The organism is Bradyrhizobium sp. B124 (assembly GCF_038967635.1).
Taxonomy (GTDB): domain Bacteria; phylum Pseudomonadota; class Alphaproteobacteria; order Rhizobiales; family Xanthobacteraceae; genus Bradyrhizobium.
The window spans coordinates 1,721,902-1,745,672 of the sequence record NZ_CP152413.1; the positions used below are offsets into that span (position 1 = coordinate 1,721,902).

The 23,771-nt window shown below is 59.8% G+C and carries 23 protein-coding genes and 1 pseudogene; 9 read left to right on the forward strand and 15 right to left on the reverse strand.

The window, feature by feature from the left end; all coding sequences use genetic code 11:
* The first annotated feature begins 47 nt into the window (after positions 1–47).
* Positions 48–668, forward strand: a complete 621-nt coding sequence (locus AAFG13_RS08230; protein WP_212313232.1) for a LysE family translocator — start codon at positions 48–50, stop codon at positions 666–668.
* A gap of 40 nt (positions 669–708) precedes the next feature.
* Here AAFG13_RS08230 and AAFG13_RS08235 read toward each other — a convergent pair whose 3' ends face one another.
* On the reverse strand, positions 709–1,173 hold the full coding sequence (locus AAFG13_RS08235) for a host attachment protein (RefSeq protein WP_342711710.1): 465 nt from the start codon (positions 1,171–1,173) through the stop codon (positions 709–711).
* A gap of 148 nt (positions 1,174–1,321) precedes the next feature.
* Here AAFG13_RS08235 and AAFG13_RS08240 point away from each other — a divergent pair, with 148 nt between their 5' ends.
* Positions 1,322–1,615 carry a CBS domain-containing protein gene (locus AAFG13_RS08240; protein ID WP_342713568.1) on the forward strand — a complete coding sequence of 98 codons (294 nt, stop codon included), beginning with the start codon at positions 1,322–1,324 and terminating at the stop codon, positions 1,613–1,615.
* Positions 1,567–1,764, forward strand: coding sequence for a BON domain-containing protein (locus AAFG13_RS08245; RefSeq protein WP_342711711.1), 198 nt, complete (start codon positions 1,567–1,569; stop codon positions 1,762–1,764). The genes AAFG13_RS08240 and AAFG13_RS08245 overlap by 49 nt, the downstream gene beginning before the upstream one ends.
* A gap of 88 nt (positions 1,765–1,852) precedes the next feature.
* Here AAFG13_RS08245 and AAFG13_RS08250 read toward each other — a convergent pair whose 3' ends face one another.
* The 5 genes from AAFG13_RS08250 to acs form a co-directional block, all read right to left on the reverse strand.
* Positions 1,853–2,572 carry a trypsin-like peptidase domain-containing protein gene (locus tag AAFG13_RS08250; protein ID WP_342711712.1) on the reverse strand — a complete coding sequence of 240 codons (720 nt, stop codon included), beginning with the start codon at positions 2,570–2,572 and terminating at the stop codon, positions 1,853–1,855.
* A gap of 79 nt (positions 2,573–2,651) precedes the next feature.
* A complete protein-coding gene (locus tag AAFG13_RS08255) occupies positions 2,652–3,152 on the reverse strand; it encodes a hypothetical protein (protein ID WP_342711713.1) in 501 nt (166 codons plus the stop codon).
* 180 nt (positions 3,153–3,332) lie between these two features.
* On the reverse strand, positions 3,333–3,755 hold the full coding sequence (locus AAFG13_RS08260) for a cytochrome c (protein WP_342711714.1): 423 nt from the start codon (positions 3,753–3,755) through the stop codon (positions 3,333–3,335).
* Between the two features lie 268 nt (positions 3,756–4,023).
* The gene (locus tag AAFG13_RS08265) at positions 4,024–4,602 is read right to left on the reverse strand and encodes an adenylate kinase (RefSeq protein WP_342711715.1); all 579 of its coding nucleotides are present in this window, start codon (positions 4,600–4,602) and stop codon (positions 4,024–4,026) included.
* 65 nt (positions 4,603–4,667) lie between these two features.
* The gene (acs, locus tag AAFG13_RS08270; RefSeq protein WP_342711716.1) at positions 4,668–6,641 is read right to left on the reverse strand and encodes an acetate--CoA ligase; all 1,974 of its coding nucleotides are present in this window, start codon (positions 6,639–6,641) and stop codon (positions 4,668–4,670) included.
* A gap of 440 nt (positions 6,642–7,081) precedes the next feature.
* Here acs and AAFG13_RS08275 point away from each other — a divergent pair, with 440 nt between their 5' ends.
* The 4 genes from AAFG13_RS08275 to AAFG13_RS08290 are packed head-to-tail and all read left to right on the forward strand — an operon-like array spanning position 7,082 to position 11,585.
* A complete protein-coding gene (locus AAFG13_RS08275; RefSeq protein WP_097677094.1) occupies positions 7,082–7,384 on the forward strand; it encodes a DUF485 domain-containing protein in 303 nt (100 codons plus the stop codon).
* The gene (locus AAFG13_RS08280; RefSeq protein WP_212313242.1) at positions 7,381–9,072 is read left to right on the forward strand and encodes a cation acetate symporter; all 1,692 of its coding nucleotides are present in this window, start codon (positions 7,381–7,383) and stop codon (positions 9,070–9,072) included. Before AAFG13_RS08275 ends, AAFG13_RS08280 begins: the two co-directional genes overlap by 4 nt.
* Before the next feature lie 37 nt (positions 9,073–9,109).
* Entirely contained in the window at positions 9,110–10,912 is a 1,803-nt protein-coding gene (locus AAFG13_RS08285) for a putative nucleotidyltransferase substrate binding domain-containing protein (protein WP_342711717.1), read from the forward strand.
* Positions 10,872–11,585, forward strand: a complete 714-nt coding sequence (locus tag AAFG13_RS08290; protein WP_342711718.1) for a 3'-5' exonuclease — start codon at positions 10,872–10,874, stop codon at positions 11,583–11,585. Before AAFG13_RS08285 ends, AAFG13_RS08290 begins: the two co-directional genes overlap by 41 nt.
* Here AAFG13_RS08290 and AAFG13_RS08295 read toward each other — a convergent pair.
* The 7 genes and pseudogenes from AAFG13_RS08295 to AAFG13_RS08325 form a co-directional block, all read right to left on the reverse strand.
* Complete coding sequence (locus AAFG13_RS08295) at positions 11,582–11,785, reverse strand: hypothetical protein (protein WP_342711719.1); 204 nt, start codon at positions 11,783–11,785, stop codon at positions 11,582–11,584. The genes AAFG13_RS08290 and AAFG13_RS08295 overlap by 4 nt on opposite strands.
* Before the next feature lie 578 nt (positions 11,786–12,363).
* Positions 12,364–13,431, reverse strand: a complete 1,068-nt coding sequence (locus tag AAFG13_RS08300; protein WP_342711720.1) for a fatty acid desaturase — start codon at positions 13,429–13,431, stop codon at positions 12,364–12,366.
* Between the two features lie 15 nt (positions 13,432–13,446).
* The gene (locus AAFG13_RS08305) at positions 13,447–13,755 is read right to left on the reverse strand and encodes a GlsB/YeaQ/YmgE family stress response membrane protein (RefSeq protein ID WP_342713569.1); all 309 of its coding nucleotides are present in this window, start codon (positions 13,753–13,755) and stop codon (positions 13,447–13,449) included.
* 442 nt (positions 13,756–14,197) lie between these two features.
* Positions 14,198–15,841, reverse strand: coding sequence for a chaperonin GroEL (groL, locus tag AAFG13_RS08310; RefSeq protein WP_342711721.1), 1,644 nt, complete (start codon positions 15,839–15,841; stop codon positions 14,198–14,200).
* A 141-nt stretch (positions 15,842–15,982) separates the two neighbouring features.
* The gene (locus tag AAFG13_RS08315) at positions 15,983–16,300 is read right to left on the reverse strand and encodes a co-chaperone GroES (protein ID WP_342711722.1); all 318 of its coding nucleotides are present in this window, start codon (positions 16,298–16,300) and stop codon (positions 15,983–15,985) included.
* 333 nt (positions 16,301–16,633) lie between these two features.
* A pseudogene (locus AAFG13_RS08320) lies at positions 16,634–16,884 on the reverse strand (alpha-amylase family glycosyl hydrolase); the annotation flags it as partial.
* 207 nt (positions 16,885–17,091) lie between these two features.
* Complete coding sequence (locus AAFG13_RS08325) at positions 17,092–18,249, reverse strand: diphosphate--fructose-6-phosphate 1-phosphotransferase (protein WP_342711723.1); 1,158 nt, start codon at positions 18,247–18,249, stop codon at positions 17,092–17,094.
* Positions 18,250–20,588: 2,339 nt separating this feature from the next.
* Between AAFG13_RS08325 and AAFG13_RS08330 the strand changes: the two genes are divergently transcribed.
* Positions 20,589–20,777, forward strand: a complete 189-nt coding sequence (locus tag AAFG13_RS08330; protein ID WP_092114916.1) for a hypothetical protein — start codon at positions 20,589–20,591, stop codon at positions 20,775–20,777.
* 150 nt (positions 20,778–20,927) lie between these two features.
* Here the strand turns inward: AAFG13_RS08330 and AAFG13_RS08335 are convergent, their stop codons facing one another.
* The gene (locus AAFG13_RS08335; protein ID WP_342711724.1) at positions 20,928–21,263 is read right to left on the reverse strand and encodes a VanZ family protein; all 336 of its coding nucleotides are present in this window, start codon (positions 21,261–21,263) and stop codon (positions 20,928–20,930) included.
* Between the two features lie 645 nt (positions 21,264–21,908).
* Here AAFG13_RS08335 and AAFG13_RS08340 point away from each other — a divergent pair.
* Complete coding sequence (locus tag AAFG13_RS08340; protein ID WP_212309607.1) at positions 21,909–22,643, forward strand: sterol desaturase family protein; 735 nt, start codon at positions 21,909–21,911, stop codon at positions 22,641–22,643.
* Here AAFG13_RS08340 and AAFG13_RS08345 read toward each other — a convergent pair.
* Positions 22,640–23,620: an AraC family transcriptional regulator gene (locus AAFG13_RS08345; RefSeq protein ID WP_212309608.1), complete on the reverse strand. Its 981-nt coding sequence runs from the start codon at positions 23,618–23,620 to the stop codon at positions 22,640–22,642. The two genes, AAFG13_RS08340 and AAFG13_RS08345, sit on opposite strands and share 4 nt — an antisense overlap.
* Positions 23,621–23,771: the final 151 nt, after the last annotated feature.

Consider the following 23,771-nt stretch of genomic DNA (forward strand, 5'->3'; position numbering starts at 1 on the left):
GACCAAGATCTAGGCCAATCCCGCCTCGGGAGCACACGGATCGAGCCATGAGCGAAAACTCTCTATTTGCTTTCGTTCTCACGGTCACCCTCATCGAACTGACACCGGGACCTAACATGGGCTATCTCGCGGTGCTGGCCGCGTCGGCTGGTCGCAGGGCCGGTCTTGCCGCAACAGCCGGTGTCGCCTTCGGCTTGTTAGGAACTGGGATCGCATCGTCGCTCGGTCTTGCAGCTATCGTGGCTGCCTCCAACCCGCTTTACGAAGCCCTTCGCTGGGGTGGCGCGCTCTACCTGCTTTGGCTTGCCTGGCAAGGATGGCGCGATGCGCCGCAAGAGATCGCCAAACCTATCGAAGCGACGGCGAACACCAAATTCTTTCTCAGGGGCTTGATTACCAATCTACTCAATCCCAAGGCCGGTGTTTTCTATCTATCGATTTTTCCAACTTTCATCGATGAAGCACGGCCATTGCTTCCGCAGACTGCGATTTTGCTGACGGCGTACGTTACTATAGCGACCATAATTCATTCGGCTGTCGTGATTTCAGCAAACGCCATCCGCCCAAGCATCGAAAAACGGGCAAACACAATGCTCATCAGGCGGATAATGTCGGTATTGCTGGCCGCTGTCGCAATCTGGCTGTTCTATACGACGAGACGGACTTAGTCTCGAACTCGCCCTTGGGACACTGTCGGCCGCACAGGGCCTATCGTGTGGGCGACGCAAGCGCTTCCACAATATGCTTTTCAATTTCCCCGACGGGACGCTTGGTCAGATCCTTGGAAATCTCCGCAATGATGTGGCGTCTGACATCGGGAGCGAGTGTCGCTCGAAGCTGTGCCAGAGTACGCGGTGGAGCGACGATGACAAGCACAGTCGCTCTTCCACTCCGGACCATGGTCTCCGCAGCCCGCGCAACCCGCCTTGTGAACCGATACTCCTCGATCTCGTGCCAGTCCGTCGGTTCGACGGCTCCTCGTTGACCGGAGACGATCCCCTTGACGAAGTGTCCCGGGCGGTCCGTGCCTTGCAGATGCGTCGCCGGGTTCTGATCTTCGAAGACGGCCTCCGCCTTCAGGTTTGGGAACCGATCGTCGCCTTCGTTGCGGAGCAACAACGCCTTGCGCCCGTCTCCGACGAACACGAGCGCGTTCGCTGGAATTCCCGCCATCTCGACATCCTCCGCTTCAACGGGTCCTCTCTAGGGCCAGGGAACTCCAGATCGATTGATCGGGGTCAAATCACGCATGCGCGCGATCCCGCAGGATGTGACATCTTCCCCGTCTACGGAGAGCACGATCATGCAAGCGCGCGACGTCATGGTGTCACCCGTCATCACGGTGGACTCCAACGCAACGGTGCAGCGGGTTGCTTCCCTGCTGCTCCAGCACCGCATCAGCGCCGTTCCCGTTGTGGGCAAAGACAGCGAACTCATCGGAATCGTCTCGTCGATGAAGCCGACCGCCTCCTCGGCATCGTCAGCCGGGCCAACCTGCTCCAGGCCGTTGCGAGCGCCCGGCCGAAGCTGGAGATATCACCGGCCGATTCCGCCATCAGGAAGAAATTGCTCGGCGAGCTTCGCGAGCAACCATGGGCACACACCTTCAATCTGACCGCGACGGTGCAGAACGGCGTCGTCGACCTGTGGGGATATGCACCATCCGCCGCAGAGCGCGCGGCGATCCGGATTGCCGCCGAAGCAATCCCCGGTGTCGTTGCTGTGAACGATCATCTCCTGGAAACGCCGATCATGGTTTACTGATCCCGGTGCACGATCATTGAGCGGCCACCATTCAGCCTGCTAATCAAATCGGTCGCGCCTCAAGACGATCCGCGATCCCGCGGAACGCCTAGTTCATTCTGATGTAGAGACGATCGATGGCATCCGAAGGAATCGCCAGACCAAAGGCGCGCTCGGATTCAGTCTCACCGGTGCTGGCGGCAACAATGCCGATCACTTCGCCCCGCAGATTGAACAGCGGCCCGCCTGAACTGCCGCGATCCAGCATGGCGTCGGTCTGAATGAGATCCTGGCAAGGGATGCCAGGCCACGAACGATGCAGAGCGCTGACGATGCCGAAGCTAATGCTTTGAGTGAGCCCCGAGGAGCCGCCGACCGCCAGGACGAAATCCCCGGGCTCTGCGTCGATCGATCGACCGATGCGGGCCGCGGTCAGGCCGGAGGCCGAAATCCTCAGCATCGCCAAATCGTATCGCTCGTCGGCCACCACGAACCTAGCGTCAAGCTGGCGCCCGTCCGGCAATCGAACCGCAAGTGTCTTGGCGCCGCTGACCAGATGATTGCTCGTCACGATCAATCCGGATTCCGCCCTGATGATGACGCCCGCACCATACACATCCTTCATAGTGCGAGGCGGTTCATTGGGAAGCTCGGGAGCAGAGTCCATTGACCGGGGGGCTGCCGAAGTCTCCGTGCTGGCCTTTATGCCGACGACACTTTGGATGACCTTCCCGACCAGAGGCGCAAGTGTTTGCACATCCCGGATTTCTCCTGCTTGCACCGGTCCGGCCCAGAGCAGGAGCAGGAGCATCCACGCGATGACGGTCATGGATGACGACAGGCGGTCGGACCACTTCCGCGTCAACTTGCGGCAGGGTCTTTTCGGGTTCATCTCGCGCCCGCCCCGCCTATTCGGCTGCGGCGATCGGCAGCACGCCGGGCCGCTCCGCCGCGATGATAGCCCTCCACAATGCAGCGATACTGCTCTGGGTGGTTGGCAGAATCGAGCAATGCCCTGCGGCATCAAAATCACAGAATCGCGCAGCAGGATTGTCGCACATCTCGGCGAAAGCTCGATTGATGAGGTCGAGGCATTCGAGGAGCTTGCCGATGTTCTCCAAACCAGCACGACGCTGAAGATCGAGGAGACGAAACGTCACGACCGGCGGCTCGCCGAAGGAGATCCCTGGATGGGCGAGCCCGAAGAGCACTTCGACAGCAGATGGCGCCTGCCTAATTCGATTGAGAAGGTTAGCTGCCTGAGCTTCCGTGCAAGCAACCAGGCGAGGCGGCGACGCTCCGGGTGTCGGCCTTGGACCGAGAGCCGCCGATATCTGCTGCTCAAGCCAGAGGCGAACGGGGGCCGGTGCGCTCCGAATTTGCTCGGCATCAAGCATTATGCTGGTCATCGTTGATCCTCCACTTTCCATATGACCACTAGCGACTTTGCTCGCAGCGGCCTTTGACGAGGATCAATGTTGGAGCCGGTCGCTTTCATGCGCGCAGGCTGCGCTCATTCATTACGGCAGATCACGTCGCCGCGGCCGAGCGCGACAGCGGCATGGCCGTCCCGAACGCCATCGTGGCCGTTACTTCTGCTGGATGCGGTTCAGGTAATCGATAACGGCGAGGATGCGTGTTCGCACGACGACTTCCCGCAAGTCCCGCGATGGATCGAGCGCGTCGTAGGTCGGATCAATAGTGTGAGGCACGCTCTTGACGGGATTGAATCGTTCCCCCCAGATCGGCATTTCATGAGTGCCGTGCGCGGAAATTGTTCTCCGCCCATCTACGGCTTCATAAACAGCGGATATAGGAAAGACCCCGTTGTTGTTCTTGGCCAAGGCCGTCAAATCGGCAGGCGGCACCTTCAGCTGCTCAGCAACAGGTCCTTTGCCCTTTCCATCTACGCCATGACAACTTGCGCACGACGCTTGAAATTCCGCCTTACCAACATCGGCATCTTCAGCGTGAGCGGCCGCGGCGAAACTAGCGGTCAGACCGGCAATCATGAAAGACTTCAGGCCACAGATAATCATATCATGCCCCCGTTTTCGGATAAGCTCATTTAGCAGTGTTGGTTTGCCCTCGGTACGACGCGAGTCGATGCATCGCGCCCCCCAGTCTAACGGCTCGGTGCCGCTCGGGCCAGACCAAACAAACAAACATAGACTCGCCACCTCTATCCCCACGCTCAGCCGGAAGCGACAAGGTAGCTTCGATATGGTGGAGGCGTCGGGTTTGAGCTCGGACCTTGGCTAACCGCTAACTCTCGCTCTCTCAAGCATCGAGCGCTTCCAAGAGCGAGCTTGCTACCTTGTCAATCGATTGCAGACCATTGATGCTCTTCAGAAGTCCTTGCTCACGGTAATAGTCAGCGAGCGGTCTGGTTTGCCCGCGATACTCCGCTAGGCGCACTCTCAGTGCAGCTTCGGTATCATCCGAGCGCGCATAGCCGTTGGATCTTGCTTCGTTCGCGCGGTTGAGGATGCGGCTCAGCAGAGCGGCTTCGTCGACGTCCAATTCCAGCACGCGGTCAATTCGAAGATCGGCCGCCCGCAAAATATCGTCGAGCGCTGCTGCCTGAGCAATGGTCCGGGGAAAGCCGTCCAAGATAAACCCGGATTTCGCATCAGGCCGCGATATGCGCTCGGCAACGATGGCCACGACAAGATCATCGGGAACAAGTTCGCCGCGCTCCATTGTCGCCTTTACCTTTGTCCCGATTGGCGTTCCTTCGGATACGGCCGCTCGCAACATATCGCCGGTCGACAGTTGAGGAATGTCCAGGCGCTTGGCAAGACGGGCCGCCTGAGTCCCTTTCCCGGATCCAGGAGCCCCCAACAGAACTAATCTCACAGCGTTGTCTCCATAGGTTAAAGCATCGGGCGTGCCGTTGGTACGATACGGTCGCTTTCTTACGCCTACGCGCCCTTCTTGTTCTGCCGGTTCTGCACGAGGTCGTCGACGACGGCCGGATCGGCCAAGGTCGAAGTGTCGCCGAGGCTGGACGGTTCGTCCTCGGCGATCTTGCGCAGGATGCGGCGCATGATCTTGCCGGAGCGCGTCTTCGGCAGGCCGGGCGCGAATTGGATGAGGTCCGGCGACGCGATCGGGCCGATGTCCTTGCGGACCCAGGCGACGAGCTCCTTGCGCAGGGCCTCGGTCGGCTCGGTGCCCTTCATCAGCGTGACATAGGCGTAGATGCCCTGGCCCTTGATGTCGTGCGGGTAGCCGACCACGGCGGCTTCCGACACCGCCTCATGCGCGACCAGCGAGCTCTCGACTTCGGCGGTGCCCATGCGGTGGCCCGAGACGTTGATGACGTCGTCGACGCGGCCGGTGATCCAGTAATAGCCGTCGGCATCGCGCCGGCAGCCGTCGCCGGTGAAGTACTTGTTCTTGTAGGTCGAGAAATAGGTCTGCTCGAACCGCGCATGGTCGCCATAGACCGTGCGCATCTGGCCCGGCCATGATTTGGCCAGGCAGAGATTGCCCGAGGTCTCGCCGTCCAGCGTCTTGCCGTCGGCATCGACGATCTCCGGTACCACGCCGAAGAACGGCCGCGTCGCCGATCCCGGCTTCAGCTTGGTCGCGCCGGGCAGCGGCGTGATCAGGATGCCGCCGGTCTCGGTCTGCCACCAGGTGTCGACGATCGGGCAGCGATCGTCGCCGACCACGCGGTAGTACCACTCCCAGGCTTCGGGATTGATCGGCTCGCCGACCGAGCCGAGCAGGCGCAGCGATTTGCGCGAGGTCTTCTTCACCGGCTCGTCGCCGCCCTGCATCAGCGCGCGGATCGCGGTCGGCGCGGTGTAGAAGATGTTGACCTTGTGCTTGTCGACCACGTTCCAGAAACGCGAATTGTCCGGGTAGTTCGGCACGCCCTCGAACATCAGCGTGGTCGCGCCGTTGGCGAGCGGTCCGTAGAGAATGTAGCTGTGGCCGGTGACCCAGCCGACGTCGGCGGTGCACCAGTAGACGTCGCCGTCGTGATAGTCGAACACGTATTGATGCGTCATCGACGCGAACACGAGATAGCCGCCCGAAGTGTGCAGCACACCCTTCGGCGTGCCGGTCGAACCCGAGGTGTAGAGGATGAACAGCGGGTCCTCGGCATGCATGTGCTCGGCCGGGCATTCCGTCGTCACCATCTCGGCCGCCTCGTGATACCAGAGGTCGCGCGTCGGGTTCATGTCGATCGCACCACCGGTACGCTTCACCACCACGACCCAATCGACGCCGCCGGTTTTGGCGATCGCGGCATCGACATTGGCCTTCAGCGGCACCTTCTTGCCGCCGCGCAGGCCTTCGTCGGCGGTAATGACCACCTTGGAGTCGCAGTCCTTGATGCGCTGGGCGAGGCTGTCCGGCGAGAAGCCGCCGAACACCACCGAGTGGATCGCGCCGATCCGCGCGCAGGCCAGCATGGCGTAGGCCGCTTCCGGAATCATCGGCAGATAGATCGTGACGCGGTCACCCTTCTTGACGTTCCGCGTGCGCAGGATGTTGGCCATCTTGCAGACTTCGTCGTGCAGCTGGCGGTAGGTGATGTGCTTGGATTCGGAAGGGTTGTCGCCCTCCCAGATGATCGCGGTCTGGTCGCCGCGCTTCTCGAGATGGCGGTCGATGCAATTCCAGGCGACGTTCAGCACGCCATCCTCGAACCATTTGATCGAGACGTTGCCGGGCGCAAAGGAGACGTTCTCGACCTTGGTGAAGGGCTTGATCCAGTCGATCCGCTTGCCGTGCTCGCCCCAGAAGCCGTTGGGGTCCTTGACCGAGCGCGCGTACATCTCGCGATATTTGGCGTCATCGATATAGGCGCGCTTGGCCCAGTCGGCCGACACGTCATAACTCGCTTTCGGCGAACCAGCATTTACGAACTTCGCATCCATAGCAATTCCTCCGAGATTTTCTTCTGTGTGACGCCATTACCCACAACACCAGGGAAGTTGGCTCTCTCTTCTCGGAGGCGCTGCGGTCCGCACGCGGCCAACTGGTTGCTTTGTCCAACTCCCACTCCTACGCCATATATGATCATGTGATTGATGCCGGGTTGATCTCCATCAAGAAACGCCTCTCTGCAGCTTGCTTTCCAGACACCGCATCAGAGATATCTTCGCGCTCAAGGCCGGCAGATCAATGCACGTACGCGACATTTGATCTGCATCAAGACCCCTCTTTTTCGATCGTACATATTCACATCGCTTCAACAGCGACTGTTGTGCGTCCGCCCGCCTCAGGCCCGCACGTGCCTGACGTTGAATACGCTGGAAATGAACGCCGCTCCGCGCGGCCAGACGTTCTTCCACTTATTGCTGAGGGAACCCAAACATTGAGCACCTACGAAAAAATTGAGCAGGACCCAAACTATCAAGAACTAGTTCGCCGGCGTTCGTCGCTGGGCTGGACGCTATCGGCGATCATGCTGATCGTATATTTCGGCTTCATCCTGCTCGTCGCCTACGCGCCACACTTCCTTGGCACACCGATGGGGACAGGCGTCACAACCATTGGCATTCCGATCGGGCTATTGGTCATCGTTTCGGCATTCCTGCTGACGGGCATCTACGTCAGCAAAGCGAACTCAAAATACGACCCTCTGATCCGCAAGATTGTTGGAGCGCGCCGCCAATGAAGAAGATACCCCACCTGTTGGTGACGCTGTTCATTTGCATTCCTTCGGTCGCACTTGCGGCCGGGACGATCGATGGCGGCACCAAGCAAGCGGTCAATTGGTCCGCTATTGGCATGTTCATCGGGTTTGTATCTCTGACGCTTGTGATAACCTACTGGGCATCGAAACGGACGGTATCGGCCGCGGATTTCTACTCGGCAGGTGGAGGCATCTCGGCCGGCCAGAATGGACTTGCGATCGCCGGCGACTACATGTCGGCAGCATCGTTCCTGGGCATCTCCGGTCTTGTCTACACCTCAGGGTATGATGGCCTGATCTACTCGGTCGGCTGGCTTGTTGGCTGGCCCGTTGTCACATTCCTGATTGCCGAGCAACTCCGCAATCTCGGCAAGTTCACATTCGCCGATGTCGCTTCATTCCGGCTCGGCCAGACGCGGATACGCATCCTGGCCGCGTGCGGCTCGCTGGTGACTGTCGCTTTCTATCTGATCGCGCAGATGGTCGGCGCCGGCAAGCTGATCCAACTGCTTTTCGGCTTGGACTATTGGATTGCCGTCATCCTGGTGGGTGGCCTTATGATGGTCTACGTGACCTTTGGCGGCATGAAAGCCACGACCTGGGTGCAAATCATTAAGGCTGTGCTGTTGCTGTTCGGCGCGACGTTCATGGCAGGCGCCGTGCTTTACAAATTCGGGTTCAGCCCGGAAGCACTGTTCGCCAAGGCGACCGAAGTACACCCCAAAAAGCTCGCAATCATGGAGCCCGGCAGCCTGATCTCAAATCCGCTATCGGCCATTTCGCTCGGCTTGGCCCTTATGTTCGGCACCGCCGGTCTGCCACACATCCTCATGCGTTTCTTCACCGTGAAAGACGCGCAGGCCGCACGCAAGTCCGTATTCTATGCAACAGGCTTCATTGGCTACTTCTACATCTTGACCTTCATCATCGGATTCGGCGCCATCACGCTCGTCTCGACCGATCTGGCGTTCCTCGACGCAGGGATTCTCGAGAAGACCAAAAGCGGGATCGCCGCGATCAAAGGCGGGTCGAACATGGCCGCGATCCATCTGGCCGACGCAGTAGGTGGCAATCTGTTCCTCGGCTTCATTTCGGCCGTCGCGTTTGCCACGATCCTGGCCGTCGTTTCTGGCTTGGCGCTCGCGGGAGCGTCCTCCATCAGCCACGATATCTACGCCATGGTAATCAAGGGAGGACATGCCAATGAACAGGACGAAGTTCGTGTCTCGAAGATCGCGACTCTGTTCCTGGGTGTGCTCGCGATCATACTTGGTATTATCTTCGAAAACCAAAACGTCGCTTTCATGGTTGGTCTTGCCTTCGCCATCGCAGCGTCCTGCAACTTCCCGGTGCTGGTGATGTCGATCTTCTGGAAGAACCTTACCACGAGAGGCGCCTTGATTGGTGGCCTGCTCGGCCTGATCAGCGCTGTCGTCGGCGTCATTCTGTCGCCGGCAGTATGGGAGGTGACCCTCGGCTTTGCAAAGGGATCGGCCCCCATCAAACTGGACAACCCTGCCCTGTTCTCGATGACAATCGCATTCGTGTCCATCTGGCTGATCTCGGTCCTGGACCGGAGCGCGCGTGCCGCCAAGGACCGCGACGGCTTCGACGCGCAGTTCGTGCGGAGCCAGACCGGCATCGGAGCAGCAAGCGCCACCAGTCATTGAAACTTGCGCTTTGTGGAACCAATAGGCACAACGGCGAATGCCCAAGGCTTTTGATGCCACAAATCCACCGTTCGATCGTCTGACGCCGCATGAAGTGGAGATGCTTCGTGCGGCGCTGGACATTGTCTACTTTCGTCCAGGACAGTTGATTATCGATCAGGGCGGCTCGTCTCAGGCGCTCTTCGTCATCATCAAGGGCACAATAGAGGAACGCGACGGGACCGACCTTCTGGCCTTGCTCGGCCCCAAGGACAGCTTCGATAGCCGCGCCCTCGTGCACGGCAAGAGCGGGCATGCCTTTCTCGCGCGTGATGAAACGCTGTGCTACTCCGCTCCGAGACCCGTGGTTCTCGACCTGATCCAGAACAATCCGAGGTTTGCCTCATTCTTCTACCGCGATATCGCGCGCAAGTTGGATGAGTTTGTCAGAGACCAGGATGAGCAACGGCACGGATCAACGATGCGAGCTCGCATTTCCGAGCTTTTTCTGCATCCGGCCGCCTTCGTTGGCGCCGACGACAGTATAGAATCGGCGGGCCGCAAGATGCAGGAAGTCAACAGCAACGCATTGTTTGTTCGCGACGGCGAGCGGACGGGCATCATCACCGGCATGAACTTGTCAAAAGCCGTCGTACTGCAGCGCAAATCCACTCAAACAGCAGTTCGCGATCTCGCACACTTTGACCTGGTTACGCTGCGGTCCGACGACTTCGTTTCTTCAGCCCTTGTGCTTATGACCAAGCTCAACAAACGTCGGGTCGCCATTCGCAACGATGAGCGCTTCGTCGGCATCCTGGAGGACATCGATCTACTGGGCTTCATCGCCGGTAGCGCCCAGGTCGTTGCCAGCCGCATAGAGCGCGCCTCGAATGAAGACGACCTCGCGGCTGCCGCACGCCAGACAGCGGCGCAGGTGCGGATCCTGCGTCGCCAGGGGATCGGCGTCGAGTTGATCGGCGAAATCGTCTCCGATCTGAATCAGCGCCTGTTTTCCAGATTGTTTGATTTAGTGGCGCCAGCCGAAATTCGCACGAGCGGATGCCTCGTGGTCATGGGGAGCGAAGGCCGGGGTGAGCAAACTGCCCGCACAGATCAAGATAACGGACTCATCCTGTCAGGGGCGGTCGAAAAGGTGAAGCTGGATGCGTTTCGGGCTGCATTCTCCGGCGCGCTGGCAGGCTTTGGCTTCCCGCCCTGCCCCGGGCACGTGATGGTGAGCAATCCAGCCTGGTCCAAGCCACTGTCCGATTATGTCGCAGATTTTCGCAATTGGCTCACACTGCCTGACGATGCCGCTCATATGAACGTCGCCATACTCTTTGACGCCCGCTGCGTGGCAGGCGACGCAGCGCTGCTGACCGAAGCCAAGACCACGCTGATCGACATGGTGCGCGGGGAGCAGGCCTTCCTGGCACATTTCGCGCGATCCATAGACCTCTTCGCGACACCGATTGGGCTATTCAGGAACTTGATCACGTCTGCCGGCGATGGCGACGCGATCGACCTGAAAAAGGGCGGTCTTTTCCCGATTGTGCATGGCGTTCGCAGCCTTGCTCTCGAGCGTGGGTTGGTGGAGACTGCAACGGATAAGCGCATCAACCGCCTGCGCGATATGGGCGTGCTGCATGCAGAATTCGCCCGCGAGCTTCACCAAGCTTTTCACTTTATGCTGATGCTGCGCCTCGACGGGCAATTGGCCGAGTCTGCCGGCGCCACGGGCACCCTGGTACGACCATCATCGTTATCGAGTATGGAGCGTGACCTGTTGCGTGACGCGTTCCATGTCGTCAAGAAGTTCCGTGAGTTCATTCGCCATCACTTCAAGCTCAGTGTCTTCTGACGTGATCCCGCGCGCAATCAAACGCCTGTTTCATCAAGCGTCGATCGGCGACCAGTCTTATCGATTCATGTTCAAACGCGAACCCGCAGACGAAGTTGTTGCTATCGATTGCGAGACCACGGGGCTCAACTTGCGTACCGACGACATCATAAGCATCGGCGCGGTCAGAATCAGGGGCGACCACATCCTGACAAGCGAGCGCTTCGAGAGAGTGGCACGTCCCGATGCCGACATGCGGACGGATGCTATCAAGATACACCGCCTTCGTCAGATCGACGTTGAGCAGGAAGCCCCGATCAGGAACTTGCTGCCTGACTTCCTACGTTTTGTCGGCGGACGGCCGCTGGTAGGATACTATGTAGATTTCGACATCGCGATGCTCGACAAGTACATTCTTCCGTTCATTGGAATCGAGCTGCCAAATCCCCGTATTGAGATCTCCAGCCTTTACTATGAGCGGAAGTACGGCGATGCCCCCCCTAACATCTCCATCGATCTCTCCTTCTCCGCAATTCTCGCAGATCTCGAAATCCCTTCGCTTGCTCAACATGACGCATTCAACGACGCGTTGATGACCGCAATGATGTACGTCGTGCTGCGTGACAAGGCGAAAAGAGGGGTACGAATCCCACGGGAGAACAATCAGGCCGTTTTCGACCCGACGGGCGGCTAGAGATCGTTACGGATCCACTTGGAAAGTCCTTCCGGTCGCAAGGAGCGTTCGTGCCATCGGTGATCATCCTGGGCGCATTCTGCTTGGATCATCACGCCGCCCCAGTTAGCATCCGTTTCGGGCGATACGCACATTTCAGTCCAGAAGTCGTCGTCGCCACATCCGGCGGCCGCGCTGACTTCTTCCATCATCTCCTGCAAGATCAGGTCCGCTCTGGCGCTGAGCACATCATCTCGACGGTTTACCTCTCACAACTGGCACTACTCTCGTCAGTACTCACCAATCTCCCTGCCCTCGGAAACATTGGCTGTGCTCGTCCGCTGACCTGAACCAATATCAACCTCGCAGCGTCTATTCGCATTGGTTGTGACGAGATTTTTCTTGATCTCCCGGTGACACCGACCACGCGCCGCCTTCCAACCACTTGAAAAACTCAAACTCTCGCTCCAATCCATCATGGTCAAGCGCGAGCTATCTCCAGCAAGCGACATCCAATGTGTGAATGCCCTCCCCGGCTAGACGCTCGAGTTCGTACGACAGTCCAACTCCGGCGACACACTATTGACTGCGTGCCGCGGATATAGCGAACAAGATGTCGCTTCAGTTCTCGGCTGTCCGCGGCAAGCGTGAAATCACCCTCTCACTGCGGGATAGTGCAACTTGCACCGTCTCAGAGCAGCGAGTCAGGTAGGGCCGTCGGGGCCGGAAGGTCGGAGCCCGCGCACTTATGAGACCACCAAGTGGGAGCTCACTGGCGTACGAGACCCCGACTGGTGCGTCAGTGGTCGATACCAAAATTCGATGTGAATCTAGGCGTCTGGTTGTTGCCCCCTTCAAGCAGCAGGGCAATCTCCAGCTCTCGAAACGAAATGAGGCGTCGCCCAGTCTCGTCCCACAGAGCCCTCTCCACGCACTGCAAACTTTGCGGCAGAGTGATCCGTCCAATGGCAGCGAGTTCCGGATGATCTCGCAACACGTCCGGCAACCGATAGCAAGGGATTCGGCTGCACAAATGATGGACGTGGTGGACGCCAATGTTAGCCGTGAACCAGCGCAACACAGCTGGCAAGTAATAGTGCGAACTGCCGTGTAGCGCAGCTTCGTGAAGACTCCAGGCCCCGTCATGGGACCAGGTGGTGCCCTCGAACTGATGTTGGACATAGAACAGCCAGACACCAATCGACGCCGCCAAAACCGCGATCGGCAAATGCACCAGAAGGAAGGGCCCAAAGCCGATCAGCCGGATCATCGCGGCGGCCAGGATCGCGATGGCGGCGTTCGTGCCCATTGTACTTAGCCAGGGCTTCCAGCCGCTTCGCATCATCCCGATCGGCAAGCGGTGCCGCAAGATAAACAGATAGGTGGGACCCAAGCCAAACATTACAATCGGATGCCGGTACAGACGATAAAGCAGCTGACGCCATCGGGACCGTTCGAGAAACTCGCTCACTGTCAACGTGTCGATGTCGCCGAATCCTCGATGATCGAGATTACCCGAACTCGCGTGATGGAGGGTGTGGTTACGTCGCCAGTAATCGTACGGAGTGAGGGTCAAGACCCCGATGGTTCGGCCGACCCAATCGTTGACGCGCCGGCCCTGGAAGAACGATCCATGGCCGCAGTCGTGCTGGATCATGAAGAGTCGGACGAGGAAACCCGCTGCGGGTATCGCCAGCAGAAGCCCAATCCAGTAGCCGTGGTCAAGAGCCGCCCACATCAAGACCCAGATCGCGAGGAAAGGCACGGCCGTAATCACCAGCTCGAATACGCTGCGCGCGCTGTTCGGTTCGCGATAGCGGGCAAGCAGGCGTGCCAACGAGCGGCTTTCTGGTGGGCTACGGACCATGCCTTCCGTCCGCATTTACCACCAGCGCCGCCGCCAGGGTCCGTCCCAGCCTCCAGCCGATCGGCTTCTTCCGCGGACCAGTCTGATGATCAGAAGCAGCAACACCGCGCCAATCGCGGCACTCATGATCGCTGAGACGATACCCAAACCGAAATGGATTCCGAGTTGCGGAAACAGCCAGCTTGCAATGAAGGCGCCCGCGATTCCCACGATGAGATCGCCAACGAGGCCAAAGCCAGTCCCGCGGACGAGCTGGCCAGCAAGCCAGCCGGCGGCGACGCCGACAACCAAGATGACGAGAAGGCTTTCGCCGGACATGTTCATCTTTGCGTCCTCACGATCCGACAGCCACGCTATGATGCTACCGCGGTTACGCAGGATAGCCCCGAGCGGGGACAGAAACTGTGCAATATTGCTCAGGCATCGTTTGTTCTGGCGGAACAAGTTGACCGCTCCGCGCAAACAAATGTGCAATATTGCTCAGCGATGGCGGATGATAGCCCGTAGACGTCTCATCAGGCTTCTTCCGACCTATGCGACCAGTCCGATCGGCAATCGGCCAAGTCTCGATCCGATCTATCAGACAGCCGCGGCGGTGCACTCGCAAAGTCGAAAAAGCTACGAATCGATAGGTGCAGATTTCAGGTAGGTTTCCTCCGGATCAAGTAGAGTCGCGATCTTACTGGTCGAGATTGACGTATAGCCAGTACAGAAGGCCCAGCATCGCTGCCGAGCCATCTTATTGTTGAGCTCCGAATGTTCGGAGTTAGAAGTCCATGCCACCCATTCCGCCCGGACCCGGAGGCATGCCGCCGCCACCCGCGTTCTTCTTCGGCACTTCGGCCACCATGGCTTCGGTGGTGATCAGAAGAGCCGCCACCGAGGACGCGTTTTGGATCGCCACCCGAACCACCTTGGTCGGATCGATGATGCCCTTCGAGATCAGGTTGCCGTATTCACCGGTCTGCGAGTCGAAGCCGTACGAGTACTGATCCTTCTCGAGGATCTTGCCGACGATCACCGAACCGTCCTCACCGGCGTTGATCGCGATCTGGCGGGCCGGGTAGGACAATGCCTTGCGCACGATCTCGACGCCGGTCTTCTGGTCGTCGTTCTTGGTGCGAATGCCCTTGAGGTGCTCGGAGGCACGGAGCAAGGCGACGCCACCGCCCGGCACGATGCCTTCCTCGACAGCCGCGCGGGTCGCATGCATCGCGTCATCAACGCGATCCTTGCGCTCCTTCACCTCGACTTCGGTTGCGCCGCCGACGCGGATCACCGCGACGCCGCCTGCGAGCTTGGCGAGACGCTCCTGCAGCTTCTCACGGTCGTAGTCCGAGGTGGTTTCCTCGATCTGCGCCTTGATCTGGGCAACGCGGGCGTCGATGTCGGCCTTCTTGCCGGCGCCGTTGACGATCGTGGTGTTCTCCTTGTCGATCATCACCTTCTTGGCGCGACCGAGCATCTGCAGCGTGACGTTCTCGAGCTTGATGCCGAGGTCTTCCGAGATGGCCTGGCCGCCGGTCAGGATCGCGATGTCCTGCAGCATGGCCTTGCGGCGATCGCCGAAGCCCGGAGCCTTGACGGCCGCGACCTTCAGGCCGCCACGCAGGCGGTTGACGACCAGGGTGGCAAGCGCCTCGCCCTCGACGTCTTCAGCGACGATGACCAGCGGCTTGCCGGTCTGCACCACAGCTTCCAACAAGGGAAGCAATTCATTCAACTGAGATAGCTTCTTCTCGTTGATCAGGACGTAGGCATCTTCCATCTCAACGCGCATCTTGTCGGCGTTGGTGACGAAATAGGGCGAGATGTAGCCGCGGTCGAACTGCATACCCTCGACGACTTCCAGTTCGGTCTCCAGCGACTTGGCTTCCTCAACCGTGATCACGCCCTCGTTGCCGACCTTCTTCATGGCGTCGGCGATGAACTTGCCGATCTCGGCATCGCCGTTGGCCGAAATGGTGCCGACCTGGGCGATCTCCTCGTTCGAGGTGACCTTCTTCGAGTTCTTCTGGAGGTCCGCAACGACGGCTTCGACCGCGAGGTCGATACCGCGCTTCAGGTCCATCGGGTTCATGCCGGCGGCAACCGACTTGGCGCCTTCACGGACGATCGCAGCTGCAAGCACAGTCGCTGTGGTGGTGCCGTCGCCGGCCGCGTCAGCGGACTTGGAGGCGACTTCGCGCACCATCTGGGCGCCCATGTTCTCGAACTTGTCCTCGAGCTCGATCTCCTTGGCGACGGTGACGCCGTCCTTGGTGATACGGGGAGCGCCGAACGACTTCTCGAGCACGACATTGCGGCCCTTAGGACCGAGTGTCACTTTCACCGCATTATGGAGAATGTCGACACCGCGCAACATGCGGTCCCGGGCATCGACGCCGAATTTGACTTCTTTGGCTGACATAATGATCTCCCTTTTCGACTGATCAGGTCCCGAAGCTCGCGCGACTTGGCGGGTCCTTGAGGGATGAAGACTTGAATGACGACCTCATCCTTCGAGATGCCGGTTGCGCCCGCCCCTATAATAAGGAAACGGGCTAAACGCTTAAGCGGCCTTCTTCTTGGTGGCGGGAACGTCGGTGAGGACGCCCATGATGTCACCCTCCTTCATGATCAGGAGGTCGACACCGTCGATCTTGACCTCAGTGCCCGACCACTTGCCGAACAGGACGCGGTCACCGACCTTGATGTCGATCGGGATCAGCTTGCCGGCCTCGTCACGGCCGCCCGAGCCGACGGCGATGACTTCGCCTTGGGAGGGCTTTTCCTTGGCAGTGTCCGGAATGATGATGCCGCCTGCGGTCTTGTCTTCGGCGTCGATGCGCTTGACCACAACGCGGTCGTGGAGCGGACGAAATTTCATGCGATCCTCCTTGGATTTTGTGATTTATTTTCTGGATTGGCAGTCGCAATGAGCGAGTGCTAGTCGCTCTTCACATAAGCCTACAACACTCGCCCGCAAGGGCTTCGGCCCAGGATGTTAGACTTTGCCTCGAGTCCCTAGAGGACGAGGCCCTAGTGCGATTGATAGCAGGCGAAATAGTCATGCTGATAGACGGTGGCATTCGTGCTCGATTTGACCGAACGCCAGCGCGCCGAGGGAGCCCTTCGGGATAGCGAATACAAGCTCCGCCAAATCGTCGACGCCGTGCCAGGCATCATCCGGTCGTCGGCCCCGGACGGCAAGTTGGCAATGCAGATCGTCGAAGTCTGCCAGACTGCCGAAGCGTGGATCGACAACGCAGTAGTCTGCGACGTCAGAGCCGAAATCAACCATCGGCGACGGGTAGACGGGGGAGATCCAGATCGCGTCGACCCCAAGGCTGACAAGATAGTCGAGCCGACGCTCGATCCCCATGAGGTCGCGATGCCGTCGTCATTGGTGTCCTGAAAGGAACGTGGGTAGATCTGATAGATCACAGCCGCCTGCCACCAGAGCGCGGTCATGCAGCAGCCAATCCGAGCGGTGAAAATGAACTCTCTACCTGTTGTGATCAGAAGACGACGGTTCTTCTCCAGCTCTCGTACTTCGGACCGGCTGGAACTGTAGCCAAGCTCCGCACAAGGACGGCGTTGCCCACGAGCGGACGTCCGCGGTTGTGCCCAAAAAACACTTCTGAGAGCCTCACGTTGAGAATGCCCTATCCGGAATTTTCACACGAACGGCAGGAAGATGTCGGGCCGTGTGGGTAGAAGCCGCCGAAAATAGCCCCGTCCCTCAGCCGAAACGGCACCGCTGCCAGCAAAGAAGTCGTCCGGCATACGACGCGTTTTGCCAGCCACACGCTCGAGCGGCACGAGCTGAGGTTCGATGCGGTCGCCGTCATAGTGTAGCACCACCGAGCCACTGCCGGTTAAGGCGCTTTGCGCGGCAAATTCGCCTGCGGCGAAAGCCTCCTTGCGGTCGGTTTCGTCGATCACGCCGATATATCCGCGTGGTAGATAGCCTAGCGTATCGACGCGCGCCCTTGCCTTGCGAAAACGCGATTTCAGCGCTTTCTGGATTTCGATGCCGAGATCGCCGCCGGTCAATTGCAGATTGCCATGGGCGTCGCGCTCGACCGCCCCGCCCGCCAGCGCCTCGGTGAGAGGCCGACCCATCTCGTCCTGCACGCCCTCGGACATCGAAACGATGCAGCGGCCCAGACGCGCATAAACCGCATCGACCTCGTCGAGGAACCGGGGAACCGAGAACGGCTGTTCCGGTGTGTAGATCAGATGCGGGGCATCGTCGGGCGACTGCTGCCAGCCTGCGGCGGCGGCGGTGAGAAAGCCGGCATGACGGCCCATAACGATGGCCACATGGATGCCGGGCATGGCGCGAAAATCGAGATCGATGCTGACAAGGGCGTTGGCGACGAAGGCGGCGGCCGAGATGAAGCCGGGGACATGATCGTTCTCCATCAAGTCGTTATCGATCGTCTTGGGGGCATGCACGAAATGGCAGGGGCCACTTGACTGTTGACGCAGCAGTTCGAGCGTTCCGGCCGTGTCATTGCCGCCAATATAGACGAAGGCACGGGCGTCGAGCCGGTCCAGCGCCGCGAGGATATCAGAGCATGTGTCGGGATCTGGTTTGTCACGGGTCGAGCCGAGCGCCGAATTGGGCGTGTTGCCGAGGCGGTGCAGATCCGCCTCGGGGACGGCGGTGAGGTCGACGACGTTGTCCGCCTTGAGGCCGCGCACGCCATAGCGCGCGCCGAGAATCTGCAACGACGGATCATGCCTGCGCGCGGCAAGGATGGCGCCGCACAGCGTCTGGTTGATCACAGCGGTGGGGCCGCCGCCCTGGGCAATGACGATCGATGGCATGAATCCTCCATAACTTATTCTTGCCGTGTCGCCCGCGGACAGTGAGAGACGATTGAAGCGAAGATTATCCAATCCTGCAACGAGCTGTGGCCTGCAGCGAATGGATCTTTGGATCTGCGTCTTGCTAACCGTGCTAAAGGTCGCCCTTAGGAAGGGACCGCCTTGCGCCAACTGCGGTCCATCGACGATCCACTTCGACAACCACCAGCTTGCCCGCCCACGCCCGTCTACTGCTGACGCTGAAGCACCCGGTTCGGCGTGCTCACATCGTTTGTCTCTGGATTTTCTTTGGTCTCCCGGTGCACACGTCGTGCACACGCTGCCCTCTAACCAATTGAAAAGCTTAAACTCTCGCTGCAATCCATCATGGGCAAGTTTGAGCTAGCTCCAGCAATCGATGTCCGATTCGAGCCAATCATTGCAAGGTTCGTCCTACAAAAGACATGCTGTAGACCGTCTTTCAGACCTGCCCCAAGAGCCCGCACATTCAAATCGTGGAGCCCCCCTCCGACCTCAAGATGCTTGGGCTTTGCGTGCTATACGCAGTCCGTTCTACGGTTTGCGTGTGATCTAATTTCCGAGCGCGCCAGCGTTTTCATCGATCGTACAATGGCTTAGGACGAACCGGTTTCGTTCTGGATGATCGTTTTCGTGCTGCGAGTAAGTTCGACTCGCTGCCAGCAAAATCGAGACATTACCAACCGCTTCAAATCACTCCGCGCAACAAGAGCGCAACCGGGCGCGGATTGGCGCTTGTTCTGAAATGCGATGTGCACAATGAGGAACGACCCCGACGCGGACGGCGCGCCGGGGTCGCCATTCTGTCAACTCCCGACCGGGTGGGGGCGTAAGGGTCGGGAGCCGACAGACTAGCTCTGACACCACCGCTCGTTCCGCTCCTAAGCGACGCCATTAAGGGTTACTCCCGCCCAACCTGCCGGAAAACGATATCCATTCGCCGCTGGTCGAGGGCTAGCCGAGCGAGGCCGTTAGCAAATCAGCAAGCAGGTCGGCGCAGGCTTCTCAGAGGGACGGGACCGGTTTGGGGAACGTCTTACGGTCTCCGTTTCGGAGGAGCTGGCGTACGGGCCCTGGCGCCGGCTCCTCTTTCATAAAATCTGTGTATGCACTGCGACAGTCATTTGCCGTCGCGTTTGCCGGATTGACGGCACTGGGAACTTCAGGGCTCCAGCGCTTGGAATAACAGGCGCCGCAGGGACAAATCATTTCTCCTCAGCGAAGCGAGGACGCGATGTTCTCGAAGCGGTCAACATCGGCGAGCAAGCTCCGAACCTGCAGGGCCCTCCCTTCGCGAGAAAGTCCGGCGGCGCCGTGGCAAGCGCTTCTAGATGGCCGTAGCGCTGTGTCTCAGGCCCTAGATATTCGGGCCGCCCGTCCCCGTCCTCATGGGCATCGATAAACGCTTCGCGACAAGGTTCGGTAGGTCGATACTCGGCTGGACGTGGGCGAGGTCATCAACTTCGCGATGGGCGTTTCGGGCCAGCCCAAGTAGGCTGAGAGTTCCAAGTTGCCAGCCTCTGCCTAATCTGCTCCGCCTGCTCCTTCGTCAGTTTCTCAGCCAAACTGTAATCGTTCAATTGGGCCGCCCCCTTGCGTTGTCGATCGTAAACCATCCAGTCGGTGCTTCCCTTTCGAACGAGGAACCTTGGCTGTATCGGTGCCGTGTAATTCACCGCAAACTCCCTCAGCAATATGAACGACGTAATATCTTCTTAAGTATAGCACTTGGCATTCGATGCTTTTGTGAACTTGCACACACACGCCGAACGCCTCGTGCGCTCCGATTCGCTCCAATCGTCATCGGCGCAGGCTCGTGAAAATATCGGGCCCGCGGATCACCGATTGCATCGAACATGGTTCCGCGGTTCGGACTACCGTCGTGCACGAGCCACTCGAAATCCTGATAGATTTGACCGCGAACGCAATTCCAAATTGCCGACAAAAGCTCTAGCGATCTTTTGTCGGCGTAATGATCGTAGTTGCGCGCACGAAATCGATAATCCGTCCGGGCTCTGACCGAGATTCGCGGGCGATGTAGATCGCTCCCAGGTCACAGAAGTGTGTCGCGCTCGCAACGTCACAACAGTTCCCTGTGTGGATGAGCGTGTTTGGACTTCACTGCGTTGCGCATTTGCCCTCTACTAATATCGGACCTTCGGCGGCAATTTTATTTCCAAGACGTCCATTTGAAATCGGGGTCCAGGAGGCCGCTGTTCAGCGGCCAGCGGCCTCTTTCGTTATTTGAGATTCATCGATTGCAATGACATCTTCCGACGCCATCTGCGTCAATCGGACTGCCATTAGGTCATGGGGACAAGATGATTGAAGAACGCAAACCTTACGTGGCATTTGGAGTGGACCCGGCCGGCGTCGCACGCGCAACGTATGAACTTCGTTGCAGTGACGACGAAGAGGCAAAGCGCCGAGCTGAGGGTTTTTTGGACGAGCACGAATTCGTCGAGTTGTGGATCGACTACAAAAGGATCGCTCGTCTGAAGCGAAGCTAGGAAGAGCGTCGACGCGGCATCAAACTCCGAACGAATGCCTCATTTGAACGGAGGCCGTCAGCGTCTGGCCATCATGCTCGCTTCAGCAAGGCGCCTTTTCTCGACCCCTGGAGAAGCTGCTTGGCCGTTCGCGAAGTTCACCGGTTGAAGTCACCGACCGGACAGCTTGCGCAGAACGAGCAGCAGTAGAAGCTGGCCCGCTCCGATGCCGGCGAGGCCTCCTGCAACCTTGAAGATTGCGTCGGCCAGATGGCCGTGCCGGTCAGGGGTTAGCAATTGCATTGCTTCGAGCGTGAACGCACTGAAAACGACCAAGAGCACGACCAGCATGGCGCGCCGGGGATAACCCACCACAAGGGCCAGTGCCATCACCGCGAACGCGGCGAAATGCTCGACGTGCGGATCAGCAGCAAACGAGGGACGGTCCCCGATCGGGGACAGTGTGGCGAACGCAATAAAGGCCAGCGTTAGCCAGCCAATGACCATTCCGAACGTCCTGATCCTTGATGCAAGCAAGCAACAATTTCCAAATCGCGGTGCCCGGGATGCACCGTCGCTGAATTAGCCCATCGCGCGTGTCAGCGACAGGCGGGATCGGGGCAAAACCGGGTCGCCCGCAAGGACTAATCCCGATGGCTTTCCCGTAGAGCCTCCGTAAGTCGAAATTCCAACTTCTCGGTGCGCGACAAGCGCTACGATGAACAACGAGGGGGCGGCACCTCACCTTGAAAGCAGCGAGGCCGTTATGGAGCGCTTATACCTGGGCATCACCGTTACCAGCACATACGTCTTGGTCACGATTGCGCTGATCGTGGCTTTCATGCACTGACCGGCAGATAGGTCTGGCACGGCTTGTCTTGTGGCGAGCCACAACAACTTTCACCGCTCACCCGCAACTATCGACGAAAGCCCGAAAGCCGATCGAGATCCGGCGGGAGGTCGCCCGCCAGTTTGCGGCCGACATGCAGGCCGGCACCAAGTTGCGGTTGAGCGAGGTCAAACGACTTTTTGAGTTGATGCGAACCGGGCCGATTAACGCTCCCGCTTAACGCTCCTTGGGCTTGGGCTTTCCTTCCTATTGACGCTGTTGGGAGCCGAGGTGATAGGCGCCATTATCAGGCGGCGATTTGAATGCGCGATTTATTTGGACTGACGCAGCGTTTGCTGGTGGTTTTGATCTTCGTGCCTTTCGAGCGATTGTTCGCCGCGAGGCCTCAGAAGATTTTCAGGCGTGGCCTGCTGACCGACATGGCCTTCCCGTTCATCAACGCCGGGCTGGTGCTGGCCGGCGTGATCGCCATCATGACGGCGGCCATCCTTGTCAATCAATCGATCCTGCCTGCGGCAGTAACGCAGGCGATCGGCGATCTTCCGTATCTGGTTCAAGTGCCCCTTGTGATCCAGATCGCCGACCTCGGCGTCTACTGGACGCACGGCGCGCTGTTTCCGGTTTACGCGCTCGGCTTCTCCATCGAAGCGATCGGGGCCTACCTGCTCGTCTACTACTGGCAGGCCTGGCTGGTTCACGCCAATGTCCGCCTGAACCATGGACCGCTGCGCCACGTCCTGGTGTCGCCGGAATTTCATCACTGGCACCACAGCAGCGAGACGGCAGCCAGGGACAAGAACTTCGCCGGGCTGTTCTCCTTCTACGACGTGCTGTTCGGGAGCACCTACCTTCCGAAGGGGCAAAATCCGAAGGCATTCGGCGTCGATCATCCAATGCCCTCCAGCTACCTGGCGCTCCTGGCCTACCCGTTTGTCGCGTGGACCGCGAAGCGCAAGCGCGACGATCCGTCAGCCATCCAACCTCTGTCGAACGGTGGAAAGCCTGCACAGCCGCGCCAAAGCGCGCCGCTGAGCTAGCCGCGCAAGCTCTTCTCCCCGAACCAGCGCCGGCAGGCGCGGCTGAAGCTCGTCGCGTCGGTGTAGCCGAGCGCGGCCGCCATCTCGTCGCGCGACTGTGTATCGGCAGTGAGCATTGTCCGGGCGCGCTCCCGCAGCACGCCGTCGAGCAGCGGCCGGAAGGCGCAGCCCGCCTCCGCCAGCCGCCGCACCAGCGTCCGGCGCGAGGTGCCGACGAGGCGCGCGGCTTCCTCCTCGCCGAGGCGCTGCGGCAGCCGCGCCGCAATCAGGCTCTCGACGATCCGCGCCAGCGCCGCGGTGTCGGAGCGCGGCTTCTCGATTTCCTCGAGCGCTTCGATCGCCTTGGCGTGCAATTCCGGATCGGCAAACGGCGAAGGCCGCGCGCATAGCTGCTTCGGCACGTCGAAGATGAAGGCGGCGGCGTTGAACTTCACCGCGCAGGAATAATGCTGCATCAGCCCCTCCGCGCCGGCAGGCGGCGGCCAGGGAAACTGCAAGGTCGCCTGGTCGATCGCATCCTCGAGCAGCTGCGCATAGACCGCGTGCACGTTGAGGCTGACCGCCAGCGCCACGGCGCGCCACAGCGCGCCCTCCATGGCGACCGCAGGAGAGATCTCAATCTGGATCGAGCGCGGCGTTGTGCGCAGCCGGTTGCGGATGAAGGGCGCGCGGGTCGACCCGAAGCGCGCGCCGGTGTTGAGGGCATCCGCGATGGTCGGCGCCGTCCTGGTCGCGACATCGAGCGCGCCTTGCAGCGATGTCGACCAGACCGCCGCGGCCGACAGCGGCCACAGCTCGCCATGCCGGCGGGTGATGTTGGCGGCGAGGATCACCAGCGACGACACCGGCATGTGAGCGCCGGGCTGGTCGAGCACGTCCTGCTCGATTGCAGTGCCCTGCAGCAGCTCGTCGCGTTCGCCCCGCGTCTTGCCAAACGCCCGCACCAGCGCCCGCGCATAGCTCACGGACACCGGCATGCGAAGGACATCGGCCTCCGATCCCTGCATTGCCTTGGCGCCCCTCCCTCGCGAGCGTCCAGCCGGACGGACCTGATGGAACAGGCTTGGCGCAAAATGCCACAAAATTGGCCTGTTGGGAACTGGCGGCGCAGGCCCGCCTCGCGGCATC